This window comes from Pseudovibrio sp. Ad13 (genome assembly GCF_001623225.1).
Taxonomy (GTDB): domain Bacteria; phylum Pseudomonadota; class Alphaproteobacteria; order Rhizobiales; family Stappiaceae; genus Pseudovibrio.
The window spans coordinates 173,906-186,063 of sequence record NZ_LMCC01000018.1 but is presented as its reverse complement, the minus strand read 5'-3'; the positions used below and the strand labels follow the sequence as shown (position 1 = coordinate 186,063).

Here is a 12,158-nt window from a genome sequence, read left to right as displayed (position 1 = left end):
TCTGGACTGCAAATACAAAAACGGCCCTCACGTGGAAGGCCGTTCTGGTGTTCTTGAATTGTCGCCGTGACGATTAAAGGCAGCGGATGCTTGAGAAGAAATGAGAGATTTCTTCTGAAATCGCTTCGCTCTGCTGGCTGAGTTCTGTCGCAGCGGATGTTGCCGTGGCAACAGCGCGTTTGGATTCGTCTGCTGTTGTCAGGATATTGCTCAACTCGCTTGTCACGCCCTTCGCATTTTGAGAAGCGGACTGAATGCTTGAAGAGATTTCGTTGGTTGCGATGGCCTGTTGGTCCACTGCATCAGCAATTGCCGTCGCTGTCGAACTCACCTCCTCAATCTTCTGAGAGATTGCAGAGATTTCTTCTACGCAGCGGCGTGTTTCGCTCTGGATCGCGCTGATCTTGGAAGCGATCTCGTCGGTTGCCTGACCTGTCTGGCTTGCAAGGTCCTTTACTTCGCTTGCCACAACAGCAAAGCCGCGGCCTGCATCACCTGCACGGGCTGCCTCTATGGTTGCGTTGAGGGCCAGAAGGTTGGTCTGCTCTGCGATTGCACTGATGAGCTCAGTCACAGCGCCGATCTCGTTGGTTGCTGTCTGCAAACCGAGGACAGTATCGTTGGTGCGTTCTGCATCTTTGGAAACAGTCTGTGCTGTTTCTGCAGAGCGGGTCACTTGCGAACCGATTTCGGCGACGTTTGCGGACATCTCTTCAACAGCTGCCGCACCGGAGTGAACATCAGAGGCTGTGTAGTCAGCAGACTGGCTCGCAGCTTCAGCAGCCATTTTGCTTTGTTCGGATGTTTCGCGAAGAGTGAGTGCAGAGTTTTCGACGCGATTGCCGGCTTCTGCTGTCTGTTCTATCCGCTTGGTGATTGTCCGCTCAAATGCATTGATGGCATCTTCAAGCTGGTGGGTGCGCTCATCGCGCTCCTCTGTGTAGTGACGATGGTAGGCGGAGACCGCTTGTCCCATGTCGAACATCACTGCTTTTTGAAGAGCGATCAGGCTGCGCGACAAGCGGCCTGGTGAAAAGCGCATCTTGCTGGAGAGCACTTTAGTCAGCTCTTCGAGAATAAACGTATAACCACCAATATACCAATCCGGCTCAAGGTCGGTGTACACGTGGGCGCGGCCAATCTTGTCAACGCGCTCCATATAGGTGGAATCAAAACCGCCAGTGAACAGGATCTTCCAATGGCTTGCTTGAGCTGATTTCAAGCCATCAACCTTGCCGGATACTTTTTTCTTCAGTTCCGGATCACGCTGAACGTGGTTGTAAAAATCGCTCAAAATCTGTGTTAAGTGGCCCTCAACACTGGGCCAAAGATCTGAAAGTGTTTGTATGGTCTGACTATCGATTTTGAAAAAACCGAGCTGGCTTTTCAGACCTGAAAATGAATTGGTGGTCATGGCAGCAAATTTCCCGTCAATTTGTCGAGATCATTTGCATTTACAAGGGTTAACAGTAGGTAGATTTATCCATGCAAAATGTCGAATATATACCTATAATTGTGTTGGCAAGCGCAGATTGTGATGGGATATGAGCTTTTTAGGCAGGGATACGTGCCAGATTGTCGCAGGGTATTGTTGCTTTTTCAGATTTTTGAAGTAAATCCGTTAACTTATCGAAGAACCGATTATTTGCTCTGTAATTAGTGGATAACTCGTGTGGGTTGCATAAAAAATGCCGCTCAGAGCGGCACTTTCATTTCCTGAAATCATAGGATTCTGAAAATTCAGCAAGGATTATCTCAGTTCATGAGAGGTCCTGAAATGCTGAATTCAGCTCTACAATTTACTTAACCGAATTGGACTTCAGTAATCTCGTAACCGCGTGCGCCACCTGGAGCAGTCACTTCGACGCTGTCACCAACAGACTTGCCGATGAGTGCGCGTGCAATAGGAGAGGAGATAGAAATACGTCCACGTTTTACGTCAGCTTCAACATCACCAACGATCATGTACTTCTTTTCTTCCTCGGTATCTTCGTCAATGAGAGATACGGTTGCACCGAATTTGACAGTATCGCCGCTGAGTTTGGTCAGATCGATGATTTCTGCAAGACCCAGAAGGGCTTCCAGTTCGTTGATCCGGCCTTCGTTCAGGCTCTGCTGTTCCTTCGCTGCGTGGTATTCCGCATTCTCTGAAAGATCACCGTGAGCACGTGCTTCGGAAATGGCTGCGATAATGCGCGGGCGTTCTCCGGTCGTGCGATGCTTAAGCTCTTCTGTGAGCATCACATAACCTTCCGGCGTCATAGGTACCTTTTCCATGGCTCGTACACCTTTCTTACGTTGTGGTGGTGTGGCCCATCACACTAAAAAACTGACCGGGCTGAGAAGCCTCAACCCGGACCTGTTAAACTATACTAGCAGAAGTAAGATTGTAGGGACCTTACTTCAAGCGTTTTCGCTCGGAAAGCTTCGATGCCTTGAGCTGCTGCTACGGCTCCTGCCACAGTTGTGTAGTAAGGAACCTTGTTCATCAGCGCAGCTTGACGAAGTGACCGACTGTCGGAAAGTGCTTGTGCGCCTTCGGTTGTATTGAAGACGAGCTGAACTTCTCCGTTCTTGATAGCATCAACGATATGAGGACGCCCTTCAAGCACCTTATTGACCTTTGCGCACGGGATGCCTTGGTTTTCCAAGTATCTTTGCGTGCCTTCGGTGGATATAATGGAAAACCCTGATGCTACAAGTTTTTTAGCTGCTTCAAGAATTTTCGGCTTATCTGCATCCTTCAATGAGATGAAGACTGTTCCACCTGCTGGAATAACGGTGCCTCCGCCGAGCTGTGACTTGGCGAATGCGAAGGAGAAGTCTGTGTCCAGACCCATGACTTCACCGGTAGAGCGCATCTCAGGACCGAGAACCGTATCAACACCCGGGAAACGAGCAAACGGGAAGACCGCTTCCTTCACTGCGACATGATCCAGCTTTTTCGGCTTGAGGTCGAAGTTTGACAGTTTCTCGCCTGCCATGACGCGGGCTGCGATTTTTGCAATCGGCACGCCAATGGTTTTTGCCACGAACGGTACTGTTCTTGATGCACGCGGGTTCACTTCCAGAACGTAGATCTCTCCGTCCTTGATTGCGAACTGAACGTTCATGAGGCCAACAACGTTGAGTTCCAGAGCGAGTTTGCGGCCTTGCTCTTCCAGTCTCGCAAGTGTTTCGTCATCCAGCGTGTAGGCTGGCAGGGAACATGCGCTGTCGCCGGAATGGATACCAGCTTCTTCGATGTGTTCCATGATGCCACAGATGAAGACGTCTTCGCCATCACACAGGGCGTCCACGTCCACTTCGATTGCGCCGTCGAGATAACGGTCAAACAGAAGCGGGTTGGTGCCGAGCAGGGTGTTGATCTGGCCGGTTTTATCGTTCGGGTACTTGGCGCGCACATCATGTGGAACCAGCTCTGGCAGTGTGCCGAGCAGGTAGTTGTTGAGCGCTTCCTCGTCGCGAATGATCTGCATTGCGCGGCCACCCAGCACGTAGGATGGGCGAACAACAAGCGGCAGGCCAAGCTGGTTGGCAATGAGGCGGCCCTGTTCAACAGAATAGGCGATGCCGTTTTCTGGCTGCTTCAGATCAATTCTGTGCAGCAGACGCTGGAACCGGTCACGATCTTCTGCAAGGTCAATCATGTCTGGTGACGTGCCGAGGATTGGAATGCCAGCTTCTACGAGCGCTTGTGCCAGTTTCAAAGGTGTCTGGCCGCCGAACTGAACGATAACACCCTTGAGTGTGCCCTTGGAGTTTTCAAGGCGGAGGATTTCCAGCACGTCTTCAGAGGTGAGAGATTCGAAGTAGAGGCGATCGGAGGTGTCGTAGTCTGTTGAGACTGTTTCCGGGTTACAGTTGATCATGATGGCCTCGAAGCCAGCATCTTTCAACGCAAACGCAGCATGACAGCAGCAGTAATCGAACTCGATGCCCTGACCAATCCGGTTTGGACCACCACCCAGAATGACAACCTTTTGCTTCTCACTTGGGTTTGCTTCGCAGGACGGCAGACCCGGTGTTGGTGTCTCGTAGGTGGAGTACATGTAAGGCGTTGGAGACGCGAATTCTGCGGCGCAGGTATCAATGCGCTTATAAACTGGCTTCACGTCGAGCTCAGCCCGCAGAGCTGCTACTTTGTCAGCAGTCGTCTGGGTGAGAACCGCAAGACGGCTGTCTGAGAAGCCCATAGCTTTGACCATGCGCATGGCGGCTGCGTTGTCTGGCAGGCCGTGCTCGATGATCTTTGCTTCCATGTCCACGATTTCCTGCATCTGCTCCAGGAACCACGGATCAATCTTGCAGATGTCGTGGATCTCTTTTGCAGAGGTGCCAAAGCGCATTGCCTGAGCGACATTGAGCAGGCGATCTGGTGTTGGGACAGCCAGCGCTTTGCGGATCGCGGTGTAGTCTTCGCCGTGGCCGAGGCCGTCGACTTCGATTGGGTCGAGGCCCGTCAGACCTGTTTCCAGACCGCGCAGGGCTTGTTGCAGGCTTTCCTTGAAGGTCCGGCCAATGGCCATCACTTCACCAACAGACTTCATTGCTGTTGTCAGGGTTGGTTCGGAGCCTGGGAACTTTTCAAACGCGAAACGTGGGATCTTGGTGACGACGTAGTCGATTGTTGGCTCAAAAGAGGCTGGTGTTGCTCCGCCGGTGATGTCGTTTTCCAACCCATCAAGGGTGTAGCCAACAGCGAGCTTTGCCGCGATCTTTGCAATCGGGAAGCCCGTTGCTTTAGATGCCAGTGCGGAAGAGCGGGAGACGCGTGGGTTCATCTCGATCACAACGAGACGGCCATCTGCCGGGTTGACCGCGAACTGAACGTTCGACCCGCCTGTTTCAACGCCAATCTCACGCAGAACCGCAATCGAGGCGTTCCGCATGATCTGGTATTCTTTGTCGGTGAGGGTCAGGGCAGGGGCAACCGTGATGGAATCGCCTGTGTGGACGCCCATCGGGTCGATGTTTTCAATGGAGCAGATGATGATGCAGTTGTCCGCTGTGTCACGAACCACTTCCATCTCGTATTCTTTCCAGCCGAGCAAGCTTTCGTCGATGAGCACCTGACCGTTTGGAGACGCATCGATACCGGAGCGAACAATCTGTTCGTACTCTTCACGGTTATACGCTACGCCGCCGCCTGTGCCGCCGAGCGTAAACGCAGGGCGAATGATAGCTGGCAGGCCGATGGTGTCGATCTGGCGCATGGCTTCAGCGTAACCGGCACCGCGATCATATCCGGTGATGGTGCCTTCATCATCAAGGATTGGCGGAGAGGATGCGATTGCGGCGCGTGGATTTTCCAGCCCGATCTTGTCCATGGCAGCGCGGAATTTTTCACGGTCTTCAGCCTTGTCGATGACGTCGGCTTTTGCACCGATCATCTCGACACCGTATTTTTTCAGCACGCCTTTGCGGTCCAGTTCCAGCGCACAGTTGAGTGCGGTCTGGCCGCCCATGGTTGGCAGGAGCGCGTCCGGCTTTTCCTTGGCGATGATCTTTTCAACGGCGTCCGTGGTGATTGGCTCGATGTAGGTTGCATCAGCCAGATCCGGATCTGTCATGATGGTCGCCGGATTTGAGTTCACCAAGATAATTCGGTAGCCCTCATCTCGCAGTGCCTTACAAGCCTGAGTTCCAGAATAATCGAACTCACAGGCTTGACCAATCACGATGGGGCCAGCCCCGATGATCATGATAGATTGGATGTCATTGCGTTTAGGCATGGTGACTCACATATGCTCGCGTTTAAGCACCAGTGCACCCGATCGGTGCTCTGGTGGTGCCCTCTTTAGGAGTATGTCGGCTGAGCGCGCGTTATAAGAAATATTCGAGTAATGATAAACCCCGACGAACGCCTATTTCCGAAATAATCCGGTTTTTTTTCTCAAGACTTAAGGGGAGTTTATTCAGCTAATGTCGTGTTCTCTGTGGTTTTCTCACCATCAAAGTCAGCAATACCAGTGCTTAAGGCATAACAGGCCAGCCTGACAGACTTCGGAATTTCTACCGGTTTACCGTCACGATTGCCGTTTTCATAATACTGAATCATTCGTTTTTTTAAGCCGAGGCGTTCCGCTGCCTCTTTTTGCTTATAGCCCATCGACTTGCGCCAAGCCCGAAACTGAGATGGTTTCATGATACTAACCTAATGATTCCCAGACTGAAAATTCATTGTACAGACTCATGCATAATAATCTGCATTCGTACTATTGCATATAACAGAATGTAAAAAGCGCAAAAATTGCGCCATTTACCTTGATTAGGCGCAATTAGTGCGCTTATAGTTGTGGCGTTTCAGGAAAACTCCCGTAAGCCTGTGTGATTTCTTTGCATAGAACTGAGGTGGCTTTCCATTCACGCGGCTCATCAAGGAGATAATCATGTTAAACGAACTCATCCTGTATCGGGCTAATCTGAAGGGCAAAAAGATGGATGTGCACCGTCATGCGACTTTCAGATTTCAAATCAGACGGATCGTCAATGGCCTGTTGAGGGGCTAAGCGCAAGTACGTGTTTGATGGTAAATTGAGTTTACCTGCTGAAGAGGGTGTCTTTCTTCTGGCTTGCACATGCTGAAGATGATTCAATTAATGAAATTGGGTGGCCAAAATTGTGCAATGCGCACAATCTGGCATTTTTGACCTAGTGAATCTTTGGGTGATCTTGCCTTTTAATGTGTCAGATTTCACATTATCCCCTCTGTACGCGACGGCAGTTCAAAGTTTTGCAGCGCGAAAAATGAACATCCTGTTTAAAAAATGTGCAGAGTGATCATTTGGTCAGCCAATTTTCGTTTTACTGAGAAAGAATAAAGTCAGAGCAGATCTAAAGAAGGAGAGTAGTTAGAAGTTATATTGCTCACTCTGGCTATCTCTTCGTCATGTTCACATATTATAGACAATATGTAATTGACGTTTCTATAGTATATTAGCTCGGATAACGCAGGAACATCTTTGGGTATTTGCCGGAAAATGTAGAATAAATCAGCGGAACTGCAAAAGTATGTGCCCCTATTTTTTTATAATACTTATCTAGTATAACTACTTATGATGTTAATTCTCGGATGTCCTAGTGTATACGTTGCATTTACGAAGTAAAAAATGCGATGTCGGGCTATATTTTATCAGTTTCCTTGTGTAGATTATCAATTGTCCAATATGAATTATCATAGATTTCATTGAGGACTTTGAAAGTGGGGGTACTCATTCCTCACTGGGGATGCATTGAAGATTGTTCAAATGAACATCGAAAAGCTTCCGCAGTGTGAGTGGGTATCAAATGCTACTGCATAAGCTAGTACAGAAGTGGGGGAGTACAAAAGTTATTAGGGGAATTCATGGAGGCACCGGGTGGGGAGCTGAAATGATGAGCTTTTGTAACTCTTCTAAGGTTTAACATACAAACCACCGGGCAAATGGAAATGAACAGTATTCCTAGTAAGCTAGATGTCGCTGCGGATATCGCTGGACCTATTCGTGAGGACGATGGGGACGGTCAACTGCTCGCAATCTCTGAAATGTCAGAATTGTTTAGCGTCACTCTGCGTACACTACGATTTTATGAGGAGAAGGGGCTTCTTAACCCAGTACGTCGTGGAGCACGCCGCTTCTACAGAGGTCGTGATGTGAGCCGCATGCGGGTCATTTTGCAGGCCAAGAAGATCGGTCTGACGCTGGCAGAAGTTCGTCGTATTATCAAACTCGTTGAGGGTTCCAGCCCTCGTCCTGAGCAACTTAAAGAACTTCAGGAAATTTGTGGTGCGCAGGAGCAGCTGCTTCATGAGCAGGAGCAAGCGCTTCAAGAGCAAATTGCAGAAGTTCGCGGTGTGTCTCATGCACTGAGCAGCATGCTGGAAACAGAAGCAGCTTAATCGCTTCTGATAAGAGTTACGGAACCCGGCTCCCTTGGTGCCGGGTTTTTTGTTGCCCTGATGTTGCTGAGGCGGTGTTTCCTGTCACGATCTGCTTGCGATCGGGCAAAAGAAAAGCGGGGCACTGGACCCCGCTTTTATTCATTCTGCTGTGCCGTTTTGATGAGCGAACGCGCTCTAAGCGGCTGCAGGTGTCTTGTGGTTCTCAATCAGCTCAATGAAGCGAGAGAACAGGTAGTGGCTGTCTTGTGGGCCAGGAGACGCTTCCGGATGGTGCTGTACTGAGAAGACAGGTGCATCTTTTACACGCAGACCACAGTTGGTGCCGTCAAACAGGGAAACGTGTGTTTCTTCCACGTTGTCCGGCAGGCTGCCAGCACTCACAGCAAAGCCATGGTTCATGCTGGTGATTTCAACCTTGTTGGTGGTGTAATCGTGAACCGGATGGTTTGCGCCGTGATGGCCCTGATGCATCTTTGTGGTGGTGCCACCAAGTGCAAGCGCGAGCATCTGGTGACCCAGACAGATACCGAAGACCGGCAGGCCAGACTTCACGAGACTACGGATGGTTGGAACTGCGTATTCACCTGTTGCAGCTGGATCGCCAGGGCCGTTTGACAGGAATACTCCATCCGGCTTGAGGGCGAGGACGTCCTCAGCAGAAGTGGTTGCAGGCACCACAGTCACGCGGCATCCGGCATCTGCCAGAAGGCGGAGGATGTTACGCTTTACACCAAAGTCCAGAGCAACCACGTGATGGCTTGGTTTGTTCTGGGCGCCAAACCCGTCCTCCCAATCCCAGGTGGTTTCGTTCCAGTCGTAGGTTTTTTGAGTGCTCACGGTTTTTGCAAGGTCCATGCCTTCCAGATCCGGGAGGCCGGCTGCTTCTGCTTTCAGCGCTTCCACATCAAACTCACCATCAGCGTTATGAGCGATCACAGCGTTCTGCATGCCTTTTTCGCGGATGAGAGCTGTTAATGCGCGGGTGTCTACGCCGGTCAGTCCAACAATGTCTCGTGCCTTGAGCCATGCGTCGAAGTGGTTGCCAGAGCGATAGTTGGAAGGGGTGGTGATGTCGGTGCGCAGAATCGCGCCTCGTACGCCAGACGTGCCTTCCATATCTACAGTTTCAACATCGTCTTCGTTCGCGCCCACATTGCCAACATGGGGGAACGTGAAGGTGATGATCTGTCCTGCATAGGAAGGATCTGTGAGAATCTCTTCATACCCGGTCATTGCCGTATTGAAGCAGACTTCGCCGGACGCTGTTCCAAGAGCTCCAACGCCTCGGCCTTCAATGACTGTACCGTCTGCGAGAACGAGGAGGGCGGTAGGTTTAGGTGCTGACCACGCGTCTTGAGCTTTCATCACTTGCTTTCTTGATACGGTTGATGACAGTATGCGTCCATCTGAAACGCACCGAAGGGACTTGACTTTGGCGCGTCACAGTCGCATCAAGGCCGGGACCATAGGAGAAGGGGTTCCTCTGGTCAATATCACTCGTGTAGAAATAATAGCGCTCGAGTTACAGGAAATCAGCCCAAATCAGATGGATGAGACGTATTATCCGGGATTTGGAGAGCCTCTTTTAAAGTTTCCGCGTCAGGGTTCCTTTAGTATGTTGCGAGACAAAATAGCGAATGCGCTGAAAGCCGCGCAAGAAGACACTAACAAAAGACGTGCCGCCACGTTGCGCCTCATCACCGCTGCCATTATGGACCGGGATATGGCTGCTCGTGAGCAAGGCCGTGATGGCTTAAGCGACGAAGAGCTGATGGACCTCCTGCACACCATGCTAGTCCAGCGTGAGCAGGAAGCGGCGCATTGTGAAGCGAGCGGTAAAGTAGAGCTTGCTGTGCAAGAGCGTGAAGAAGCGGAAATGATCCGTGAATTTTTGCCTTCGCAGCTCAGCGAGTACGAAATGAAGCTTGTTTGTCAAACAGTTGTCGAGTGCGTTGAAGCGCGTGGACTGCGTGATATGGGCCGCTGCATGGCCGAGCTGAAAGAGCGTTATCCGGGCCAGATGGACTTTGCGAAAGCCAGTTGTATGGTGAAGCAGATGCTGCGAGCTCCGCAGTAAGCCAACGTTTTTGGAGCACTTACAGGCCGCCGCGTCATCATGATGCGGCTTTTCTTTTTTCCTGAAGCAATAAATTGAGTTAAGCCTGCGCAAATGGGGGTTTTGCTGGCTTCTTGGGGCCTTCGCGGCTATATAATACCCAGCTCAGCTGCTTTCAGGCCACTACGACAAATTGGACCATTATGCGTTTCGATCAGCTCTTTCTTGATGACATTCGCAACCGCGTCTCGCTTACAGATGTGGTGGGGCGACGTGTAACCTGGGATCGGCGTAAATCGCAGCCCGGAAAGGGTGATTATTGGGCCTGTTGTCCCTTCCATTCAGAGAAGTCTCCCAGCTTTCATGTTGATGAGCGACGCAACCGCTACAAGTGCTTTGGCTGTGGTGAAAGTGGAGATCATTTCAAGTTTCTGATGGAGACTGAGGGCCTCAGTTTCCCCGAAGCTGTGGAAGAACTGGCCGGTGTAGCCGGAATCGCCATGCCTGCGCCTGATCCTCAGGCGGCAAAACGAGCTGCAAAGCGCAATTCTCTGACCGATGTCTGTGAGATGGCGGCCCGCTATTTCCGACATGTGTTCCAGTCTGCTGATGGGCGCGCTGCGCAAGAGTATGTGCAGCGGCGCGGTTTGAGTGCCGAGACGCTGAATGAGTTTCAGTTTGGTTTTGCGCCTCCTGGACGTGACAATCTGAAGAAGGCATTGATGGCGAAAGACGTCACTGAAGCTGAGTTGATTGAAGTGGGGTTGCTCATTAAACCCGAGGACGGGCGTCCGTCCTATGACCGGTTTCGCAATCGTCTGATGATCCCGATCCATGATGATCGGGGCAGGGCAGTTGCTTTTGGTGGCCGGACCATGGACCCGGATGGCCAGCCGAAATATCTGAACTCACCGGAAACTCCTGTCTTTCACAAAGGGACGATGCTGTTTAATGCGCATCGCGCGCGGCAGCCTGCTTATGAGAGCGGGCAGGCGATTGTGGTGGAAGGGTATATGGACGCCATTGCCCTCTGGCAGGTTGGCATCAAAGCGACGGTCGCGAGTTTGGGTACTGCGTTTACCGAAGACCAGATTATGAGGCTTTGGAAGTTTGCTGATGAGCCCGTGGTTTGCTTTGACGGTGACGTCGCCGGTATCTCTGCTGCCCACCGAGCGGTTGATCGTATTCTTCCAGTTCTGACCAGCGGTAAGTCTTTCCAGTTTGCGTTTTTGCCTGACGGGCAGGATCCGGATGATGTGATTAATGCTGGTGGCACTGCTGCCATGTATGGAGAGATTGAGAAAGCTCTGCCACTTTCAGAAGTGGTTTGGCGCCGTGAGAGCGAGCAAGCACGGATTGATACACCTGAGCGCAAGGCTGCGTTGGAAAAGGCCGTTGAAGATCTGGTTGGGACCATCAAGGATGAGCGCGTTCAGAAGCGTTACCGGATGGACTTGCGCCTCAAACTCTCCAACTTGTTTTACGAGGAGAGCCGCCGGAACCGTGGCAAAGGCGGTGGCGGTGGGCGTGATGAGGGTTGGCGCGGCGGCAACAAGAAACAAGGTGCAGATGATGAGTGGGCGTCCCGTGCACGAGTTGAAGCGCCTGATACACCTTCTTATGGGGTGGAGCGCAGTTTCTGCACCATGTGCCTGATGTATCCGGAGTTGTTTGACCGCCACTTTGAACGGATTTCCCAGCTAACGTATTCCAACGAACTGCATTCCATGTTCATGACGGCGCTGGTTCGGATTGCGACGGACCTTGCTGAAGGTGCTGTAACGCAGATCTATAACAAGCTGGATGAACGGTTCTATCAAATCCTGCAGGAAGCTATTGTGAGCGCAAGATCTGAAAGCGACAGCAGCAAGGTAAGTACCTTGCGCCGCTGGGATGCGCTGACCAATCGTCTGCAGGTTTTGAAGGAAGACCCGCCCGAGGACTTTGTGGAGATGCTGTTCCTGAATTATGCTGATATGCTTGAGTTGCGCATGTTGGAGCAGGAGCTTGAGCATGAAACGCGGGCCATGGAGCAGGATCTGACCGAAGAAAGCTGGAGCCGGTTTCAGGCGCTTACGCAGGATTTGGCTCGTCGCCGAGAGGATTGCCTGCGTGATGAGCAGGAGCTGGCGGAGCGAGCAGCCAAAATGCGCTCCTCAAAAGGGTCTGTTCTGGCTTGATCTGAGAGGAGGGATTGCGGGTCTGTTTATCTGCTTC

At 51.4% G+C, this 12,158-nt stretch carries 8 protein-coding genes; 3 read left to right on the top strand and 5 right to left on the bottom strand.

All coding sequences use genetic code 11. The annotated features are described in order from the left end of the window. Positions 1-73: 73 nt before the first annotated feature. From PsAD13_RS22385 to PsAD13_RS22370, 4 genes are all read right to left on the bottom strand, one after another. The gene (locus tag PsAD13_RS22385; RefSeq protein WP_063319513.1) at positions 74-1,414 is read right to left on the bottom strand and encodes a globin-coupled sensor protein; all 1,341 of its coding nucleotides are present in this window, start codon (positions 1,412-1,414) and stop codon (positions 74-76) included. Positions 1,415-1,803: 389 nt separating this feature from the next. Next, positions 1,804-2,277 (bottom strand): transcription elongation factor GreA, encoded by a 474-nt coding sequence (greA, locus tag PsAD13_RS22380; protein WP_057461124.1) that lies wholly within the window; start codon positions 2,275-2,277, stop codon positions 1,804-1,806. Positions 2,278-2,372: 95 nt separating this feature from the next. After that, positions 2,373-5,735, bottom strand: a complete 3,363-nt coding sequence (gene carB, locus PsAD13_RS22375) for a carbamoyl-phosphate synthase large subunit (protein WP_063319512.1) — start codon at positions 5,733-5,735, stop codon at positions 2,373-2,375. 179 nt (positions 5,736-5,914) lie between these two features. After that, positions 5,915-6,148, bottom strand: coding sequence for a helix-turn-helix transcriptional regulator (locus PsAD13_RS22370; RefSeq protein WP_057461122.1), 234 nt, complete (start codon positions 6,146-6,148; stop codon positions 5,915-5,917). A gap of 1,284 nt (positions 6,149-7,432) precedes the next feature. Between PsAD13_RS22370 and PsAD13_RS22365 the strand changes: the two genes are divergently transcribed. Next, positions 7,433-7,882 carry a MerR family transcriptional regulator gene (locus PsAD13_RS22365; protein ID WP_208860172.1) on the top strand — a complete coding sequence of 150 codons (450 nt, stop codon included), beginning with the start codon at positions 7,433-7,435 and terminating at the stop codon, positions 7,880-7,882. A 177-nt stretch (positions 7,883-8,059) separates the two neighbouring features. On the opposite strand, the gene carA is transcribed toward PsAD13_RS22365, so the two are convergent. Further along, positions 8,060-9,250, bottom strand: a complete 1,191-nt coding sequence (gene carA / locus PsAD13_RS22360; protein ID WP_063319511.1) for a glutamine-hydrolyzing carbamoyl-phosphate synthase small subunit — start codon at positions 9,248-9,250, stop codon at positions 8,060-8,062. Positions 9,251-9,317: 67 nt separating this feature from the next. Between carA and PsAD13_RS22355 the strand changes: the two genes are divergently transcribed. Together PsAD13_RS22355 and dnaG are read left to right on the top strand one after the other, a co-directional pair. After that, positions 9,318-9,962: a GatB/YqeY domain-containing protein gene (locus PsAD13_RS22355; RefSeq protein ID WP_306418668.1), complete on the top strand. Its 645-nt coding sequence runs from the start codon at positions 9,318-9,320 to the stop codon at positions 9,960-9,962. Between the two features lie 182 nt (positions 9,963-10,144). Next, positions 10,145-12,121 (top strand): DNA primase, encoded by a 1,977-nt coding sequence (dnaG, locus tag PsAD13_RS22350; protein WP_063319510.1) that lies wholly within the window; start codon positions 10,145-10,147, stop codon positions 12,119-12,121. The last annotated feature ends 37 nt before the right edge of the window (positions 12,122-12,158 follow it).

What these genes read in the sequence shown, in the direction of transcription:
- PsAD13_RS22385 (WP_063319513.1), bottom strand. Translation starts at nt 1,414, where the DNA reads ATGACCACCAATTCATTTTCAGGTCTGAAAAGCCAGCTCGGTTTTTTC.
- greA (WP_057461124.1), bottom strand. Translation starts at nt 2,277, where the DNA reads ATGGAAAAGGTACCTATGACGCCGGAAGGTTATGTGATGCTCACAGAA.
- carB (WP_063319512.1), bottom strand. Translation starts at nt 5,735, where the DNA reads ATGCCTAAACGCAATGACATCCAATCTATCATGATCATCGGGGCTGGC.
- PsAD13_RS22370 (WP_057461122.1), bottom strand. Translation starts at nt 6,148, where the DNA reads ATGAAACCATCTCAGTTTCGGGCTTGGCGCAAGTCGATGGGCTATAAG.
- PsAD13_RS22365 (WP_208860172.1), top strand. Translation starts at nt 7,433, where the DNA reads ATGAACAGTATTCCTAGTAAGCTAGATGTCGCTGCGGATATCGCTGGA.
- carA (WP_063319511.1), bottom strand. Translation starts at nt 9,250, where the DNA reads ATGAAAGCTCAAGACGCGTGGTCAGCACCTAAACCTACCGCCCTCCTC.
- dnaG (WP_063319510.1), top strand. Translation starts at nt 10,145, where the DNA reads ATGCGTTTCGATCAGCTCTTTCTTGATGACATTCGCAACCGCGTCTCG.